Raw genomic sequence first — 17,678 nt, 5'->3', positions numbered from 1 at the left:
ATGTCAATGAAGCTGGCTATTCTCGGGCTGCTGCTGGAACGGGACATGCATCCCTATGAAATGATGCTGGTGATGAAAGACCGCGCGATCGATCAGATTACGAAGCTGCAAATGGGCTCCCTGTACTACGCCGTCGACCAATTAGCCAAGAACGGACAGATTGCACAGATTGAGATTATCCGCAGCAGCGACCGGCCGGACAAAACCATATACCGGATCACCGGTTCGGGAAGGGCCTTGTTCGAGCAGCTCCTGCTGCAGCTGTTTAAGCAGAACGACACCCTCTATCATCCGATGTACCTCGCGCTCGCCTTCTCGCGGCATGTTGATCCGGACAAGATTGCGAAACTGTTGGAGGAGCGCATCCGGGAGACCGAGCATCAGGTCAATCTCGCTTATCAGGTCTATGAAGAGCATGTTTCCACCGTTCCCCGCGCCGCGCTTCATCTCATGTACGGCAAATATGAGCACAGCCTGACGGAACTGAAATGGCTGAAGCGCCTGTACGCTGACGTACGGGCGCACAAGCTCGGCGATATCGGGAAGCCCTTGGATCTAAAGGAGTAGCCCCCTTGTATGCCGCCTGGCACCGCTTCTTAAGCGATTAAAAGTATCGTACTGGCTTCCAAAGTTGTACAATATCTCTGAAATCATCTATCACTATGACGGAGGGATTGAATTGAAAACGTTACCGCTTAACAAGCGCGGAATTCCCGCAAGCCGGCTTGTCCTGGGCTGTATGGGCCTTGGTGGAGACTGGGACCGCGAGGCGATTACCAAAGAGCAGATCAATGAAGGACATGAGGCTGTCGAAGCTGCGCTCTCCATCGGCGTCAACATGTTCGACCATGCCGATATTTACACCCGCGGCAAAGCCGAGCAAGTATTCGGCACCGTCCTTAAAGAACGGCCGGAGCTGCGTGAACGTATCATTCTTCAATCGAAGTGCGGCATTAAGCTGGCCGAACCGGGCGAAAGCTCCAACGTGTTCGATTTCTCCAAGAGCCATATCCTGAGCAGCGTGGACGGCATCCTGTCTCGTCTGGGAGCCGAATACCTTGATATTCTGCTGCTTCACCGGCCCGATCCGCTGATGGACCCTGAAGAGGTGGGCGAAGCGCTTCACCTGCTTAAGCAATCCGGCAAGGTGCGGCATTTCGGCGTCTCCAATATGAGCGAGGGGCAGATCAAGCTGCTTCAGGCATACAGCGAAGAGCCGTTTATCGTCAATCAACTGGAGATGAGCCTTGAGAAGATCTACTGGCTCGATTCGGTTGTAAGCGTCAATCAGAAAGCCTGGAGAGAGCAAGGTATGCCCGAGGGAACGGTCGAGCACTGCAGACTGGAGAATATCCAGCTTCAGGCGTGGGGGCCGCTGGCCCAGGGCAAATACAGCGGTCGCCCGCTGGACGGAGAATCCGAAACGGTCCGCAGCACCGCGCGCCTTGTCCGTACGCTGGCCGATGAGAAAGGGACAACCCCGGAAGCGATTGTCCTCTCCTGGCTGATGGCGCATCCGGCCACGATTCAGCCCGTCATCGGAACGGTAAATCCGAAGCGCATCTCAGCCTGCGAAGGGGCGGACAAGCTTGCACTTACCCGTAAGGAATGGTATGACCTGTACGTCAGCTCCCGGGGCGTGCCGTTACCCTGACGATTCGCTGGCGCGCCGCCGCAGAAATCGAAGGGATAGAAGGCAGCGCCCAGCCGCCGATAGCTTTCAGATTCGTTAGAATTTCTGGAAAATGCCTGCTTTGCCTTGTATGCGGACCTTTGCTATACTAGTACCAAAAACAAGGAGGGGGGCGTAACTCATCGTGCCAGATAATATAGGACAACACATTCAGCATCTTCGTCTGGAGAAGGGATTATCTTTATCCGAGCTGGCGGGCAAGGCTGATGTGGCCAAATCATACTTAAGCAATGTTGAACGCAACATTCAATCCAACCCCTCTATCCAATTCATTGAAAAAATTGCCGAGGCTCTGGACGTTCCCGTTCACGTTCTTCTCTATGGGGAGATTTCCGATACGCAGGAGGAACCGCTGGATTCCGAATGGTTCAAACTGGTTCAGGAGGCTATGGCTTCGGGCGTCAGTAAACGCGAGTTTAAGGAGTTTCTGGATTACCAGAAATGGCGTCTTGAACAGAAGGACCAGTGACCCAGCAAAGCCCACAAACATACAGAGGACATGACGCCGCGCCGCCATGTCCTCTCTCAAATTTCAATTGATAATGCCCTGTCAGACCCCTCTTGCTACATTGCCTTAAGGGTCCTGTCATTGAAGAACCGACGAATCTCATCCACTTGGAGCCCTTGCTTCTTTGCTTTCAGAAGCAAATACACCCATTCCATATCAAGCTCTGACGTCTGCAGCTCTCCGATGTTCCCCTGGTTGGACTTGTCCAAAAAATCTCCTCCTAAGATTTTTGTCCCCAGGCAGTCCGGCCGTCGTAGTATATAAAAATTACCTTAGACCCGAGACTTTGTGCCCCTGCCTTTCAGCAAGTTTACCTTTTACTGGACCCTTGCTATTCAAGGATCTGATCTTGTTCTCATTACAACGAGTCTTGCAAGAATATTATACAAGAAGCTTGCCCAAAAGTGTGTCGAATTTTGGAAATAAGTAAGTATGCGCGGAGAAAAAAATAGAGTTGATCAAACGGCACCCGGAAGTAGAAATAACTTGAACATATGTATGATCTTAGTAGTATGAATGAACTATATATGACAAATACCCATTTTTCAAGTCTGCTAACCATTAATTTTGAAAACAGAGAACCCTCTATGTTGGTCCTGCTCAAAATTATGCCTTTTTTCGAACGAATTGGACGAAAGCTTGAATTGATTACAAATGTTGAAAGTAGCACAATAGGATGAGGCACTTACTTTATAATGGTTTCTTTTTATTATAGAATGTAAACGTAACCATCGAAGCTCCAAAAGCGGGCCCTCCTTGTTCACCGCCACCTTTGGAGTTTAACTGTTAGGAGGATGTTTCATGTCAGCCAAAGAGTCCTACAACGAATCCGTCTGGAGCAAGTATTACGGTCCCAATCTGGGCTACATTCAGGAAAAGTACGAACATTTCGCCGAAGATCCTTCTTCAGTGGAAGCCCACTACCGCGAACTATTCACCATCTATGGTCCTCCTCCGCTGACATCCGAGGCTGCCAGAACTCCCGGACCGTCCCTGTCCGAAGATACCGATTGGCTCCGCAAAGCGGTTAGAGCCTCCAAGTTGATCGCTAGCATCCGCATTTTTGGCCATCTGGCGGCCGACATTGACCCGCTGGAACAGGGCCATACCTCCATGGCCAAATGGCTGGACCCCGAGACTTATGAGCTTACGCGCGAAGATTTGCTTGCCCTGCCGGCTTCGCTTATCTGGGAGAATGCTCCGCAGGATGTGCTGACAGGCTGGGACGCTTATCACCGGATGCGCCAAACCTATACCAAGACGATCGCTTACGAGTTCGGCCATGTCCACGACGAGCAGGAGCTTCGCTGGTTGAACAGCCAGGCCGAATCGGCCACCTCGCCCGCTCCGCTGACTCCGGCGGAACGCAAAGGGCTGCTGGGCCGGCTCATCCAGGTGGAGCAGTTCGAGACGTTCCTGCATAAGACATTCGTCGGCCAGAAGCGGTTCAGTCTGGAAGGCAATGATGCGCTTGTTCCCATGCTGGACGAAATTGTCCGCGCGGCCGCGCACGACGGCGCGGAGCATATCCTGATGGGGATGGCCCACCGGGGCCGTTTGAATGTGCTCGCGCATATCTTGGGTAAACCATACGATATTATTTTCTCCGAATTCCACCACTCTCCAAACAAGGAGCTGTTCCCGTCCGAAGGCTCCATGGGCATCAACTACGGCTGGACCGGAGATGTAAAATACCATTTGGGCGCCGACCGCGCGTTCCATGAAGGCGAGACCGTACGAGCCCGTCTGACGCTTGCCAACAACCCGAGCCACTTGGAATTCGTCAACCCGGTCGTGGAAGGCTTTGCGCGCGCGGCCCAGGAAGACCGAAGCGCTCCGGGGCTGCCTGTGCTCAACACGAACAAGGCCATGGCTGTGCTGATCCACGGAGACGCCGCCTTCCCCGGCGAAGGCATTGTAGCGGAGACGCTGAATATCGGCAAGCTTCAGGGATACCAGAATGGCGGAACGATCCACATCATCGTCAATAACCGGATCGGCTTCACGACAGAGAGCGAGGATTCCCGCTCCACGCACTATGCAAGCGATCTTGCCAAAGGCTATGAAATTCCGATAGTCCATGTCAATGCTGACGATCCGGAAGCCTGCATTGACGCCGTCCGCCTGGCCAGCGCTTACCGCAACCTGTTCAAGAAAGATTTCCTGATCGATCTTATCGGTTACCGCAGGCACGGACATAATGAAATGGATGATCCCGAAATGACCCAGCCGATCGTCTACGGCAAGGTGAAGAATCATCCTACCGTTCTCCGGATTTATGCCGAGAGGCTGGAGCGCGAAAAGGTGATTACCCAGGATGAACTGGCGAAGATGAGCGCCGAAGCGGACAATGTGCTTCAGCAGGCTTACGAGCGGATGAAAGAGGGTAAGCAAAAGAACGGCGAAACGAAGACAGCCGTCGCCTTGCAGACGGATGAAGAAAGCTCAGCGCCTACAGCTGTTCCGCTGGGCAGGCTGCAGAGCATTAACCGCCAGCTGCTGTCCTTTCCCGAAGGCTTTAAGGTGTACCCGAAGCTGCAGCGGATTCTGCAGCGGCGCAAGGATCTGCTGAACGACGGGGAAAAGGTGGATTGGGCGCTGGCCGAAACGCTGGCTTTCGCGACCATTCTCCAGGACGGAACGCCAATCCGTCTGAGCGGCCAGGACGCGCAGCGCGGCACCTTCTCGCAGCGGCATCTCGTGCTTCACGACAGTGAAACGGGAGAACTCTATTCTCCGCTTCACCAGCTTGAAGATACCAAGGCTTCCTTCGGCGTCTACAACAGCCCGTTGTCGGAGGCTTCGGTGCTCGGCTACGAGTACGGCTACAATGTATTTGCACCGGAGACATTCGTGCTGTGGGAAGCGCAGTACGGCGATTTCGCCAATGCCGCGCAGGTGATTATCGACCAGTTCATTTCTGCCGGACGCGCCAAATGGACGCAGCGCAGCAACCTGGCCATCCTGCTGCCCCATGGCTACGAAGGGCAAGGACCGGAACACTCCAGCGGCCGATTGGAACGGTATTTGCAGCTATCCGCAGAAGAAAACTGGACGGTTGCGAATCTTACCAGCGCCGCGCAGTACTTCCATCTGCTCCGCCGCCAGGCATCTCTGTGCGGACAGGCGGACGCAAAGCCGCTCGTCATCATGGCGCCGAAGAGCCTGCTCCGCAACCCGCGCAGCGCTTCTTCCGGCTTAGAGCTGGCATCCGGCCAATTTCAGCCCGTGCTCCCGGAACCGCTGCTCGGGCAGACTCCGGGCGCAGTGAAACGTCTGGTCGTATGCAGCGGAAAAATCGCCATTGACCTGCAAGCCGAATTGGAAGCGGCAGCGGGCCAGGACTTGTCCTGGCTGCATATCCTGCGCTTTGAACAGCTCTACCCGTTCCCGGCGCGCGAATTGGCCGTCTACCTGAACGATTTTACTTCTCTGCAGGAGATCATCTGGGTCCAGGAGGAACCGAAGAACATGGGCGCCTGGAGCTATATCGAGCCGCGGCTGCGCGCCATTGCGCCAAGCAATACCGCTGTACGGTATATCGGCCGTCCGGAACGCTCAAGCCCGGCCAGCGGGTATGCGGACGTCCACACCTTTGAACAACGCAGAATCGTCACGGAAGCACTGAACTCGAACTCGCAAACGAAAGCGGCTGTACCGTCTCCTTCCGGGACGGTGTCACGATAGCATTAATCACAATTTGGGGAGGTAGCGGCCTGTGTCCGAAATTAAAGTGCCCGATCTGGGCGAATCCATTACCGAAGGAACGATCTACAAGTGGATCGTAAAAGAAGGCGACCATGTCGGCCAGGGGGATGTGCTGGCAGAGCTTGAGACGGATAAGGTAAACCTGGAAATCAGCGCGGAGGAGAGCGGCGTCATTTCCGCCATCTTGCGCAGAGACGGAGACAATGTCGCGGTCGGCGAAGTGATCGGCTTGATCGGCAGCGCTGGAAGCGGCGGAGCCGAAGAGGCTTCGGCAGCGGACAGCGGCAAGCCAGCCGCGCCGGAAGCGCCTGCGGCTTCGCCGGCGGCGCAGCAGCCGGCAGCGCAGCCAGCCGGGACCCTGGCGGCCGCCCCGGAGGGCCCGGCCGCCGAGAGCGGCGCCGCGTACCTGGCTACGCCGGGTGCGCGCAAGCTCGCGCGCGAGCGCGGCATCGACCTCGGCGAGGTCGGCGCGCGCGATCCCATCGGCCGGATTGGCCAGGCCGATGTGAAGACCTTCGGCGCAGCAGCGGCGCCCGCTGCGCCGAAGCCGGCCGCGCCCACGCAGGGCGCACCGGCCGGCGGCACGCCGCCTGAGGCCAAGGCGGCGGACGGCAAGGAGACCGAGCGCAAGCGCATGTCGCGCAGACGGTTGACGATTGCAAGCCGCCTCGTGGAGGCGCAGCATACGGCGGCCATGCTGACCACCTTCAACGAGGTGGACATGACCGCGATCCTCGATATCCGCAAGCGGCGCAAGGATAACTTCAAGGAGAAGCATGACATCGGCCTCGGCTTCATGTCCTTCTTCACCAAAGCGGTGGTCGGCGCGCTTAAGGCGTATCCGCTGCTCAATGCCGAGATTGACGGCGAGGACCTCATCATCAAGAAGTATTATGATATCGGCATCGCCGTGTCCGCCAAGGAAGGACTGGTCGTGCCAGTGGTGAGGGAGGCCGACCGGCTCAGCTTCCCGCAGATCGAGCGGCAGATCGCCGAGCTCGCCGCCAAAGCCCGTGCCAACACGCTCGCCCTCTCCGATCTTCAGGGCGGCACCTTCACGATTACCAACGGCGGCGTATTTGGTTCCCTGCTGTCGACACCGATCCTGAATGCTCCGCAGGTCGGCATTCTGGGCATGCACAAAATCCAGCTCCGCCCGATCGCCATCGACGAAGTAACGACCGTTAACAAGCCGATGATGTACATCGCCCTGTCCTACGATCACCGGATCGTTGACGGAGCCGAAGCGGTAAGCTTCCTTGTCAAGGTCAAAGAACTGCTGGAGGACCCTGAAGCGCTGCTGCTGGAAGGCTAAGCGCAGAATCTGTCGCGATAGCACGGCTTCATTCTATGGCTTTTTGTCTAAAATGAAGAGGATATCTCTCCCCAGTGAAATGGAGTGTGATATTCTCTTTTCCACTCTTCCCTAGCCTAAGCTTTGTCATTTCAAGAACCGCTTGATGCTCTTAAGCCCGTTCTTCCGGTTCGGGTACCGGAACGGGAGATCGAACCATGTCGTCTGCTTCATAACACTCTTGCTGTGCGAGAACGTATCGAAGCTCGCTTGCCCATGATATGCCCCCATCCCGCTGCTCCCTACTCCGCCAAAAGGCAGGTACGGCGAAACGATATGATATACGGTATCATTGATGCAGCCTCCGCCGAAAGAAACGCTCTCCCGCACTTCCTCCTGCACGCTGTTGCTTTCCGTGAATAAATACAGTGCAAGCGGCCGCGGCTGGTTGCGTATCCTGGAAATCGCCTCGGACAGATGGCGGTATTCCAGCACCGGTAGGACAGGCCCGAAAATCTCCTCCTGCATCACTGGATCTTCCCAGCCAATGTCCGTTAGAACGGTTGGTTCGATGGTTAATCTCTCTGGGTCCGTTCCTCCGCCGAATGCCAGTGTTCCATTCCCCAGAAACGCCCCAAGCCGGTCAAAATGCTTCCTGCCGACAATCCGCGTGTAGTCCGGATTCAGCAGAGGCCGTTCCCCGTACAATTCCTTTACCGCGCTTTCCAGCTCACTCAGAAAACGGTCTTTAACGCTTTGATGGACGTAGATATAATCCGGCGCTACGCAGGTTTGTCCGGCGTTCATGAACTTCCCCCAAGCAATGCGCCTCGCGGCCAGCTTAAGATTGGCGTCTTCATGAACGATGCAAGGGCTTTTCCCCCCAAGCTCCAGGGTCACCGGCGTCAGATGCTTTGCGGCAGCGATCATGACGATCTTCCCGACCGGAACGCTCCCGGTAAAGAAGATATAGTCGAACTTCTCCGCAAGCAGCGCCTCGCTCGTTTCAATACCGCCCTGAACGACAGAAATATAGTCTTCCTGAAAGCTTGTACGGATGATCTCTCCGATTGTCTCCGAAGTCCTCGGGGTTAATTCCGACGGCTTCAGGACCGCGCAGTTTCCTGCCGCGATTGCGCCGATCAATGGAGCGGCGGCCAATTGAAACGGATAATTCCAGGGAGCGAGGATCAAGGCCGAGCCGTACGGCTCGGAATAAATGTACCCCCTGGTGCCAAAATGAGTGATCGGCGTCTTTACCTTACGAGGCTTGGCCCATGCCCGCAAATGCCTCAGCGTAAAGCTGATTTCCTCAAGAACAATTCCAATTTCCGTCGAGTAAGCTTCGAATTCGGATTTGTTCAGATCCGCTTTTAAAGCATTGATCAGCTGTCTTTCATGCTTCTGTATGCCTGCTTTAAGACGGCGAAGCGCGTCGATCCGATAGCTTAATTCTTTTGTTGCCTCGCTCGCAAAAAAAGATCGTTGTCTGTCGATCAGCCTTCCATAGCTCACCATTCTACAACATCCTCCGTTTGATGCGTTCTACGAACTATCATATTACACTTATCCGCTAAAATATCAAAAGTCTGCTAAAATATCAAAAGCTCACTCCGGCTGAACAAGCCTAAAGCAAGCTTTTTTCAAAATGCCATCATTCTGCGAAAACTTGGGTCAGCTCAGCTTCAGCCGTTGTCCCGTGGATGCTGCTTGCCTGATGGTGTCCAATAGCCGATGGAGCCGTAGCGCATCATGAAAATTTGCTGATTGAAAGGTATGATCAAGAATATCCCTGGCAAGTACTGTGTGAGCCTTTAGAACATTTTGCACGGGGGACCTGGTCTCCTCTTTCTCAGGGAGAACGGTTATAAAGTCATCCATGCTGCTTGCTGCCGAGCTGCCGGGTGCATACACCGCCTGCTGAAGCTGCAAATTTCCAAACTGCACATGTCCCACTGAAGACTGCTGCCGCAGCCGGATAACTCCTTTCTCACCCTGGATATCCATAGTGAACCCCGGATAGGCGCCTCCTTGAATATGGACGGAAACCGATGCCGCGCTTTTCAATGTCCCGTGAATCATAATCTGATCCGCTGTATTCTTAGCTGCTGGTTCTCCTGTATCCGTAAAAACGGCTTGTAAATAGTTACTGTTCATTGCAGCAGACAATTCCTTGAAATCACCCAAAAGATAACACAGAACGTCCAGAGAATGCCCCCCATTAATCGTGAGCAGCGTAGCGCCATTTTCCTCCATCAACAGGTATGCACCCTTTCGGTCCGTCACACCGCCTTTGCCTTGAGTGGATACTTGCATGGTGCAGGATAGAATCCTGCCTATTTCGCCGCTTTCAATTCTCCTCTTTGCTTCAAGTACCGCATTGTCAAGCCGTGCCTGAAGACCAATCGCATGATGAATCCCGGCCTGGTCGGCAAGCTCGGCCAATTCTTCGGCTTGACTGGTGGTAGCTGCCAAAGGCCACTCACAGTATACATTCTTTCCGGCCAGAATAGCGGTCTTCACCGCTTCATAATGGAAAGGAACCCGGATGCTCACTACAACCAATTCCACCTCAGCGGATTGGCTTAGCTCTTTATGTCCTGCAAAAGCAAGAGGGACATCCAAGGCCGCGGCGCTCTGTAAGGCGCTCTCCATTTTGGAAGTAGCAATAGCGGTAATTTGATGCACGGGGCTATTCCTAAGCGCAGGAATATGTGTCTGGCTTGCCCATTGATGATTGAGCGAGCCGCCGATGATGCCCGTTCGAATACGTTCATTACTCATGTTAATTCCTCCATTTGCGGGGGGTGAAATGATTTTACAGAGCAAGTATACTGAACATGAACCTTTTAGAATAATGCTGATTTAGCATAGTAGTATCATTTTTTTTGATGGGAAAAGGGAGAGAGAAGGATGGACATCGATAATATCCGAGCTTTCGTTACGGTAGCTGAATTAAAAAGCCTCTCTGCCGCCGCCTCTAGAATGAATCATCTTCAATCCAATATGACGGCCAAAATCAAAAAGCTGGAGGCACACTATCGGCAGCAATTATTTATACGCAGCGCAAGAGGGATGGAATTAACGGAGGAAGGAATTAAACTGTACCGTCAGTACAAAAAGCTGCTGGTACTTTGGGAAGAAACAGAGCAAGCGATGAACCGGCGAGAGGCCAAGCTTCGGCTCGGTACCATGCAATCCGTCATCAGCGGAGAGATAACTTTGGCGCTCACGAATCTATATGAAAAATATCCTGATCTTTCAGTAACGCTAAAAACCGGAACAACGGAAAAAATGGAACAGGAACTGATTCAAGGCAATATCGACCTGGCTTATACCATCGGAAAAACCGCTTCCTCGCAGCTTACTTACCGCAAAATCGGGACAGAGGAATTGGTTCTGATCGGAAGAAAGGCAGCAGAAGGCGCAAGTCTGGAGTACTGTCTACAAAAGGAGAATCGGATCATTCTGTCCGAAGACTGCTTGTACACTTCGATTCTGGAGCAATTATATTCGGTTTATGGCTTTCAGAAGGGCAATGCAATCGAGGTTGGCGTGCTGGAGACGCTGCTTCAATTTGCCCGGTTGGGCATGGGAATTTCCGTGATTTCCAAGCGCATTGCGCAGCAATATAAGCTAAATCATTTTGTGCAGCTTCCACCGGAGTACCGGTACATCGACAAATATATCGTTACCCGTTTGAACTATGAGCTTTCGCCACTGGAGAGGCAGTTTATCGAAACCAGTCATTTCTTGTAAAATGACCAGTTTCGACTTCCGCCACGCAGGCTTCGAATTCGGATTTGTTGAGATCCGCCCTAAAGCTCTCTGCCGGTTACTTTATCCCGTCCTCTTCCACCCTGTCCAGCCATTCCTGCATCAAGGCGTTGAACAGCCCCGGCTGCTCGATTTGCAGGTTATGACCCGCTCTGTCCAGCACCGCAAATGAAGTCCTGGTATATTTGTTCAGGATGGAAAAAGCATCTATGTAGCCCGTCATGGAATCCTGCCTTCCTTCGACAAAGAGTCCCGGTTTATGAAATTCGTCCTGATCCACCGGGAATGAAAAGCCATACCGGGCTTTGATCGCAGCCAGAAAATCTTCGTCGGCCAATCGGCAGCCCGATAAAATCTCCTCGTTGTAGCGATTCCAGGTATATTCATCAAGGACGACTCCGATTGAACTGAAATCGTCCCGTTGTTCTTTTGTAAGCTTTTCCACAAAATTCGCGTCCGTATGAACAACGGAATGTGCGGGAAGCTTCCTGCCCTTTTTCTCCGGTATAATCATCGGACAAATCAAAGCTACGCCATCCACTTGTTCCGGACGATCTGCAATGATTCCCCTAACCATATAGCCGCCATAAGATTCCCCAACCAGACAATAGTTCTCACCCGGAAGCACGGCATCCAGAAAAGCCAGGACCGCTTCGAGCATCTCGTCCGAGCTGCCGATATCCTGATAATTACGTGACCTTCCCATACCCGGCAGATCAATGTACAACCGTCTCCAGCCTTTTCTTCCCCTAAATACAGGCTCCATACAACCGCTCATCAGCCGATGGTCGGGACTGTATCCGTGGATCATCACAATCGGCCTTCCCTCGCCCCAATCCTCATAATAAAGCTCCGCTTTTCCGGTTTGACAGTATGGCATATAACGCTTCCTCCCTTTTCCATTTTATAATTTTACCACTATATCCCTGATTTCGAAAGTATGTTCCCATACGAAAAAGACTGTCCCTTCAGGCCTGGTATGACCCTCAGGGAACAGTCTCCTTACATGTTGCCGCCCTTTTTCTATTCTTTTAGGAGATTATTGAAATCTTGTTTGGGCGGTCTGTTGTCCGACATCATTTGAAACTTACTGCTGCCTTTAAGAGATCCGTCCGTACGCAGTGCGGCTCTGTACCTCCGTATTCCGTTTGCGTTCCTTGCGCGCTCCAACCGGAGGCTTCAAGGATACTGCGATCAGGCAGGCAATCGCGCACAGCACGCCAATAGTGACGAAGGTCGGTTTGAATCCGCCCAGGAAGGCGGCAATGATCGAACCGGACAATGCCCCAAGGCCAAAGCCTTGATAGATGATGCCATAATTCTTGTTGTGGTTCTTCAGGCCGAAGAAGTCGCTGGCAATAGCCGGAAAGACGGTAATATTGCCGCCGAAGCAGAAAGCGATAGCGGCCACACAGGCGAAGAACAGTCCGAAGTTCAGCTGCGCGAAGCTCAGAGTCAGCGTGGCGACGGCAGTAATGGCCATTGTCCCGGCAACCAGCTTCAGGCGGCTCATTTTGTCGGACAGCGCGCCGAGAATAAGGCGTCCCGCCGTGTTGAAAATCGCGATCATCGCCACCGCGTTAGCCGCGGTCTGCACATCCAATCCGGCCAGCTTCACGCCGATATCCTTTACGATACCGATCAAATAAAGGCCGCTCATGCAGGCGGTAAAGAAAATGACAAACAGCAGATAGGCTTGCTTAGTGCGAAGCATTTCGCCAACCGTGTAATCCTTGACTACGTTTCCGGTATCCGTCGCCGAGAGAGACGGCGAAGCTTTAACAACCGAAGCCTCACGCACAAGCAGGGAACCGATGACGACCATAGCCATTACGATCATGCCCCAGTACAGGAACGCCCGGGATACGCCGACCGAACTGATCAGACTGCCGTTCACATATTTGAAGACCAAGCTTCCTGTTCCGTAAGCGCCGACCGACACTCCCGAAATGAGTCCTTTGCGATTAGGGAACCATTTAATCAGATTCGACAGCGAAGTGATGTAAGCCGTTCCATCCGCATACCCGGCAATGACCCCTGCCAGCAGATAAAGCATCGGCAGCGAGCTTGCCTGCGAGCTAAACATTAGACCGAGACCGAGCATAACTCCAGCCACCGCTGTCAGGCGGCGAAGCCCGATTTTATCCTGAAGCTTGCCCGCGAAGAGTGTCGCGAATGCCAGCGCAAAGCTCGTTATAGAAAAGGTAGTGGATACCGAGCTTAGCTGCCAGCCAAATTTGGTCACGAGAGGCTGGTTGAACAAGCTCCATGTATAAATGGTACCCAGACCCATCTGCATAATGATTGTTCCCAGTACAATGAGGAAGCGATTGTTTGCTTTAGTGCCTACCGACATGGTCATTTCCTTCTTTCATCCGATATTGCCGCGTTCATGAGCGCCTTTTGCATCTTTATTGTAACTCGCCTGCAAAAATGCGGATCAAATACGGAATGAAATGACGAAAAGAAGGAATGAACTGCCTCTACAGCCGCATAATCTGCCTGAACTCTTTTACCTTGCTCCGGCTGACCGGCACTTCAAAGTCGAGATCGCGCAGCCGCAGCAGATACGTATTGTTGAACCAGGGGATGATTTCCTTGATTTTGGACAGGTTGACGATAAAAGACCGGTGGCAGCGGAAAAAACGTTCCTGCGGCAGCCGGCCGTGAAACTCGCTGATGCTGATTCCCATGGAGTACTCTTCGTTTCGCGTAAAGACGCTCGTCGTCTTCTCCTGGGCCGAGGCGTAGTAGATGTCATCGGCGTCGACCACGATAATTTTTTCATTTTTCCACAGATTGATCTTGTTGCTGACTGGACTGCGCTCCTCTTCCCCGCCGGGTCGGTGCGCAAAGGCCGCCTCCAGCTTGCCCAGCATCCCCTTAATCCTTGTTTCGCTGTACGGCTTCAGGATGTAATCGAACGCTTCAATCTCGAAAGCTTCGGCTGCATGCTCTTTGTAGGCGGTAATGAACACAATATAGGGCTTTACGGAAAATCTGCTGATATTCTGGGCCAGCAGCACGCCGTCCACAGAAGGAATATTGATGTCCAGAAACAGCACATCGACTTCCTTGGTCTGCAAAAATTTCAGCGCGTCCAGACCATCCTCGAACTGGGCGACGATCTCGATGCCGCTGTTCGCCTGAATCAAATAGGCAAGCTCCTGTCTGGCCAGCTCTTCATCTTCTACGATTATCGCTCTCATCGGCTCTCCTTTTTGACGTCAAAAGTAATATCCGTCCCTTTATCCAGCCTAGTAATCGTCAGTCCCTCGCCGTAAATCAGCTTCACCCGCTGATGCACGTTGAACAGCCCGATCTTGTTCTCCGGCATGCTGCCATCATACACCTTCTGAATCGTTTCTTCACCGATGCCGATCCCAGTGTCGCGGATGCCGATCCGCACGCTGTCCCCCCGGTCCTTGACCGAAATCATTACCGTTCCCGCACCCCGCCCTTTCAGTATGCCGTGTACAATCGCATTTTCCACCAAGGGCTGAATAATCAGGCTCGGGATGCGTACTTCCGTCTCGTCGTCGATATCGTAGAGAACCTTAAGGCGTCTGCCGAAGCGCGCTTTCTCGATCTCCACATACTGCCGGACCTGCTGAAGCTCCTTGCGGATATCGATGAAGTCGTCCGTCAGCTCCAGGTTGTACCGCATATAACCCGAAAGATTGATAATAAGTTCCCTGGCCTTGTCCGGATCAATACGAATGGAGGAAACGATAGCGTTCAGCGCGTTGAACAGAAAATGAGGATTAATTCGGGTCTGCAGCGCCTTCAGCTCCGCCTTGTTCGCCATCTCCTTGATATCTTCCACCCGCGAGACCTCCATTAACGTAGATATCATCTGCGACAGGCCGATCGCCATCGCCTGCAGGGAATACGTGATTTTGTGGGCTTTCGTGTAATAAATTTTGAGCGCGCCGGTAACGATTCCCTTTTCCTTGAGCGGAATGATGATGAGCGATTTGATATGCTGATGATTGTAGTCGGTATCGTTATTGCGTATCGTAATCTCCCCGCTGGACAGCGTAATCTTCGTCTCCTCGCTGATAATCTCGTTCTTCTCGGCGTAATACTCTTCACCGATGCCGACGTAGGCGCGAATCCACCGGGTATCGGTAATCGCGACCGCATCCGCGCCGATGTCTTCCTTGATGATCGTGCATATTTTGTGCAGAGACTGCGGATTGATGCTGCGAAAATAGGGAAGCGTCTTGTTGGCAATATCCAGGGCCAGCTTGGACTGTCTTGCCGCGATCCGCTCCTTCTCCCCTTCTACGCTCTGGACGAGCATGACGATGAGTCCGACGCTGACCTGGCTCATAATCATCGGAAAGGCAATCTTCGATACAATCTCTACGCCAAGCGACGCCGGGTGGGCCATAACGAGAATCAGCAGCATCGTCAGCGCTTCGCAGCCCATACCCGCCAGAATCCCGGCCTTCCAGCGGCGCTCGGCGGATGTGCGGCGGTAGATGATTCCCGAGACGACGCCGGTCGCGATGCTGGTAATCAGACAGGGTACCGAGGTGACGCCGCCGATATCGATCAGAAACCGGTGAACCCCGGAGATCAGGCCTGTAATCAGCCCTACCCAGGGTCCGAACAGAATGCCGCCGGCCATGATCGCTACGATCCGCACATTGACGAGAGAGCCTTCCACCTTAATTCCGCTGTACGTGCTGAATATGGCGAACAGGCTGAAAATGACGGTTGCAATAAACAGCTCCTGCGGAGTGTAGGCCCTTTTTTGAAAAATCTCCTTGAAGCGCGGCACCCGGGTCAATACAAACAGAGTCATAAGCAGCAGCGCCGCGCGTTCCAGCAGCTGCAGCAGGATGACGAACGTATACTGCATCGCTTACTTGCCCCCATAATTAAAATATATCGGTCATTATAGACAGATGAACCGTGAAATGTCCACGAAAAAAAGGAAAGCCTCCGGCTCCTTACTAATGAGGAGAACAAGCAGCTTCCCTTAATTGTTAATTGAGAGACCTGTTAATCCGCGCGCGGTTCAAACGGCTTAGGCCCGGTCAAGCATGCCCCGTGCTACCCAAATCCCCGCCGCACCCGCCTGGGCCAGCCCGCGCGTGATGCCCGCGCCGTCTCCGCCGCAGTAAAGGCCGGAAATTTCCGTCTCGAACGTCTCCGTAAGCTTCGGACGGGCCGAATAGAATTTGGCTTCCACTCCATAGAAGAGTGTATGCTCGGAGGCGATGCCCGGCGTTACCTTCTCCAGCGCCTCCACCATTTCGATCAGACTCTTCATCGTATTGTAAGGCAGCACAAGACCAAGGTCGCCCGGGACCGCCTCTTTGAGCGTAGGCTCGACGAAGCCTTCGGCGATTCTCGTTCCGGTAGAGCGGCGCCCCCGCAAAATATCCCCGTATTTCTGCACGATGACTCCTCCGCTCGACAGGTCATTCGCCCGTTTGCAAATTTCGCGCGCATATTCATTGGGCTTATCGAACGGCTCGGTGAATTTATGGGAAACAAGCAGCGCAAAGTTGGTGTTAGTGGAACCGAGCGCAGGGTCCTTGTACGAGTGTCCGTTCGCCGCCATAACCCCGCTGTGATTCTCCACGACAACATGTCCGGAAGGATTGCTGCAGAACGTGCGGACCCGGGTTCCAACCGAGGTATTGAAAATGAACTTGCCTTCATAGAGATGCTCGTTGATCTCCTGCATAACGACATCCGAGGTTTCCACCCGGACGCCAACGTCCACCTGGTTATTGTACATCTTCAGCCGATGTCTCTTGAGCACTTCCGTTAGCCAGGCGGAACCGTCGCGTCCCGGAGCGACCATGGCTAGTCCCGTCTCGTAGGTCTCCCCGTTCTTGAGCGTAACACCCGTAACCCGGTGAGTGCCGTTATCATTAACCGTCTCAATGTCCTGCACTTCCGTCTTGAACAGCATATCAATCCGGGTGCGCAAATATTCGTAAATCGACTTCAGGATTTCCAGGTTCTGCTCCGTTCCCAGATGGCGCACCTGCGCCCGCAGCAGCTTGAGTCCGGCTGCGTACCCGCGCTGCTCGATGCGCCGGATCGGATCGGTTGTGGGATCGGTGATCGTCTCCGTCGCCCCGTGCTCCAAATTGATGGCATCGACGTAGCGGATCAGCTCCAGAACTCTGGAAGGAGGCAGATAATCCGTCATCCATCCCCCGAATTCGGTCGTAATATTGAACTTTCCGTCGCTGTATGCCCCCGCCCCTCCGAAGCCTGCGGTAATGGAACAGGCCGGCAGACATCCGGCAAATTCCTTGCGGCCGGCAGCCGGTGGACAGAACTGAATCTTTTCCTCCATAATCGGGCAGCTGCGTCTATAGATGTCATGTCCCTTGTCTATCAACAGCACTTTCCAGTGAGGGGCCTTCCGGGTCAGCTCATAACAGGTAAAAATACCGGCAGGACCGGCACCAACGACAATCACATCATATTTACTCATCTGTTCCTCCAGAAATCGAATTTATCCATCCAAAGTAAGGGCAGCACAACAAAAATCCCGGCCGGTGTCAGGGTAGGCCAAAGGCACCCATCCGTAGCCAGGAATTTACGGTTCCCTGTAGAAACCCCCAAACCTTATCTTTGAGGATATACGAACAGCAAGAAATATTTATTTAGCCATTAGAATCTTATCGAATATAGACGAATATGTCAATTGAAATATTGACGAT

General features: G+C 53.4%; 14 protein-coding genes and 2 riboswitches. Of the genes, 6 read left to right on the top strand and 8 right to left on the bottom strand.

The annotated features are described in order from the left end of the window. From KP014_RS05000 to KP014_RS04990, 3 genes are all read left to right on the top strand, one after another. Complete coding sequence (locus KP014_RS05000) at nucleotides 1-567, top strand: PadR family transcriptional regulator (RefSeq protein WP_036595221.1); 567 nt, start codon at nucleotides 1-3, stop codon at nucleotides 565-567. A 112-nt stretch (nucleotides 568-679) separates the two neighbouring features. Continuing rightward, nucleotides 680-1,654: an aldo/keto reductase gene (locus KP014_RS04995; RefSeq protein WP_036595223.1), complete on the top strand. Its 975-nt coding sequence runs from the start codon at nucleotides 680-682 to the stop codon at nucleotides 1,652-1,654. 163 nt (nucleotides 1,655-1,817) lie between these two features. Continuing rightward, a complete protein-coding gene (locus KP014_RS04990) occupies nucleotides 1,818-2,162 on the top strand; it encodes a helix-turn-helix domain-containing protein (RefSeq protein WP_036595225.1) in 345 nt (114 codons plus the stop codon). 95 nt (nucleotides 2,163-2,257) lie between these two features. Here the strand turns inward: KP014_RS04990 and KP014_RS28595 are convergent, their stop codons facing one another. Next, the gene (locus KP014_RS28595) at nucleotides 2,258-2,410 is read right to left on the bottom strand and encodes an anti-repressor SinI family protein (protein WP_090834241.1); all 153 of its coding nucleotides are present in this window, start codon (nucleotides 2,408-2,410) and stop codon (nucleotides 2,258-2,260) included. A gap of 26 nt (nucleotides 2,411-2,436) precedes the next feature. Continuing rightward, a riboswitch (cyclic di-GMP riboswitch) is annotated at nucleotides 2,437-2,526 on the bottom strand. 476 nt (nucleotides 2,527-3,002) lie between these two features. Between KP014_RS28595 and KP014_RS04980 the strand changes: the two genes are divergently transcribed. Beyond that, complete coding sequence (locus tag KP014_RS04980; RefSeq protein WP_036595227.1) at nucleotides 3,003-5,888, top strand: 2-oxoglutarate dehydrogenase E1 component; 2,886 nt, start codon at nucleotides 3,003-3,005, stop codon at nucleotides 5,886-5,888. Nucleotides 5,889-5,919: 31 nt separating this feature from the next. Continuing rightward, nucleotides 5,920-7,224 carry a 2-oxoglutarate dehydrogenase complex dihydrolipoyllysine-residue succinyltransferase gene (odhB, locus tag KP014_RS04975; protein ID WP_090834240.1) on the top strand — a complete coding sequence of 435 codons (1,305 nt, stop codon included), beginning with the start codon at nucleotides 5,920-5,922 and terminating at the stop codon, nucleotides 7,222-7,224. 126 nt (nucleotides 7,225-7,350) lie between these two features. Here the strand turns inward: odhB and KP014_RS04970 are convergent, their stop codons facing one another. After that, nucleotides 7,351-8,721 (bottom strand): aldehyde dehydrogenase, encoded by a 1,371-nt coding sequence (locus KP014_RS04970; protein WP_036593376.1) that lies wholly within the window; start codon nucleotides 8,719-8,721, stop codon nucleotides 7,351-7,353. 156 nt (nucleotides 8,722-8,877) lie between these two features. After that, nucleotides 8,878-9,987, bottom strand: a complete 1,110-nt coding sequence (locus KP014_RS04965; protein ID WP_090834239.1) for a Gfo/Idh/MocA family protein — start codon at nucleotides 9,985-9,987, stop codon at nucleotides 8,878-8,880. Between the two features lie 129 nt (nucleotides 9,988-10,116). On the opposite strand from KP014_RS04965, the gene KP014_RS04960 reads away from it, so the two are divergent. Further along, nucleotides 10,117-10,962, top strand: a complete 846-nt coding sequence (locus tag KP014_RS04960) for a LysR family transcriptional regulator (protein ID WP_036594215.1) — start codon at nucleotides 10,117-10,119, stop codon at nucleotides 10,960-10,962. Between the two features lie 76 nt (nucleotides 10,963-11,038). Here KP014_RS04960 and KP014_RS04955 read toward each other — a convergent pair whose 3' ends face one another. The 5 genes from KP014_RS04955 to KP014_RS04935 form a co-directional block, all read right to left on the bottom strand. Further along, on the bottom strand, nucleotides 11,039-11,860 hold the full coding sequence (locus KP014_RS04955; RefSeq protein ID WP_036594214.1) for an alpha/beta fold hydrolase: 822 nt from the start codon (nucleotides 11,858-11,860) through the stop codon (nucleotides 11,039-11,041). 219 nt (nucleotides 11,861-12,079) lie between these two features. Next, nucleotides 12,080-13,336: an L-lactate MFS transporter gene (locus KP014_RS04950; protein ID WP_036594213.1), complete on the bottom strand. Its 1,257-nt coding sequence runs from the start codon at nucleotides 13,334-13,336 to the stop codon at nucleotides 12,080-12,082. 127 nt (nucleotides 13,337-13,463) lie between these two features. Beyond that, nucleotides 13,464-14,189, bottom strand: a complete 726-nt coding sequence (locus KP014_RS04945; RefSeq protein WP_036594212.1) for a LytR/AlgR family response regulator transcription factor — start codon at nucleotides 14,187-14,189, stop codon at nucleotides 13,464-13,466. Beyond that, on the bottom strand, nucleotides 14,186-15,850 hold the full coding sequence (locus KP014_RS04940) for a sensor histidine kinase (RefSeq protein ID WP_036594211.1): 1,665 nt from the start codon (nucleotides 15,848-15,850) through the stop codon (nucleotides 14,186-14,188). Before KP014_RS04940 ends, KP014_RS04945 begins: the two co-directional genes overlap by 4 nt. A 168-nt stretch (nucleotides 15,851-16,018) precedes the next feature. After that, nucleotides 16,019-17,449, bottom strand: a complete 1,431-nt coding sequence (locus KP014_RS04935; protein WP_036594210.1) for an NAD(P)/FAD-dependent oxidoreductase — start codon at nucleotides 17,447-17,449, stop codon at nucleotides 16,019-16,021. Between the two features lie 74 nt (nucleotides 17,450-17,523). After that, nucleotides 17,524-17,623: riboswitch (purine riboswitch) on the bottom strand. Between the last annotated feature and the right edge of the window lie 55 nt (nucleotides 17,624-17,678).

Source organism: Paenibacillus sophorae, assembly GCF_018966525.1.
Taxonomy (GTDB): Bacteria; Bacillota; Bacilli; order Paenibacillales; family Paenibacillaceae; genus Paenibacillus_AQ; species Paenibacillus_AQ sophorae.
The sequence above is the reverse complement of the archived record's forward strand: the minus strand, read 5'-3'. Positions and strand labels throughout refer to the sequence as shown.

Bases quoted from the DNA above. Each gene is read 5' to 3' on its own strand.
- KP014_RS05000 (WP_036595221.1), top strand. From the start codon at position 1: ATGTCAATGAAGCTGGCTATTCTCGGGCTGCTGCTGGAACGGGACATG.
- KP014_RS04980 (WP_036595227.1), top strand. From the start codon at position 3,003: ATGTCAGCCAAAGAGTCCTACAACGAATCCGTCTGGAGCAAGTATTAC.
- KP014_RS04970 (WP_036593376.1), bottom strand. From the start codon at position 8,721: ATGGTGAGCTATGGAAGGCTGATCGACAGACAACGATCTTTTTTTGCG.
- KP014_RS04965 (WP_090834239.1), bottom strand. From the start codon at position 9,987: ATGAGTAATGAACGTATTCGAACGGGCATCATCGGCGGCTCGCTCAAT.
- KP014_RS04960 (WP_036594215.1), top strand. From the start codon at position 10,117: ATGGACATCGATAATATCCGAGCTTTCGTTACGGTAGCTGAATTAAAA.
- KP014_RS04955 (WP_036594214.1), bottom strand. From the start codon at position 11,860: ATGCCATACTGTCAAACCGGAAAAGCGGAGCTTTATTATGAGGATTGG.
- KP014_RS04950 (WP_036594213.1), bottom strand. From the start codon at position 13,336: ATGTCGGTAGGCACTAAAGCAAACAATCGCTTCCTCATTGTACTGGGA.
- KP014_RS04945 (WP_036594212.1), bottom strand. From the start codon at position 14,189: ATGAGAGCGATAATCGTAGAAGATGAAGAGCTGGCCAGACAGGAGCTT.
- KP014_RS04940 (WP_036594211.1), bottom strand. From the start codon at position 15,850: ATGCAGTATACGTTCGTCATCCTGCTGCAGCTGCTGGAACGCGCGGCG.
- KP014_RS04935 (WP_036594210.1), bottom strand. From the start codon at position 17,449: ATGAGTAAATATGATGTGATTGTCGTTGGTGCCGGTCCTGCCGGTATT.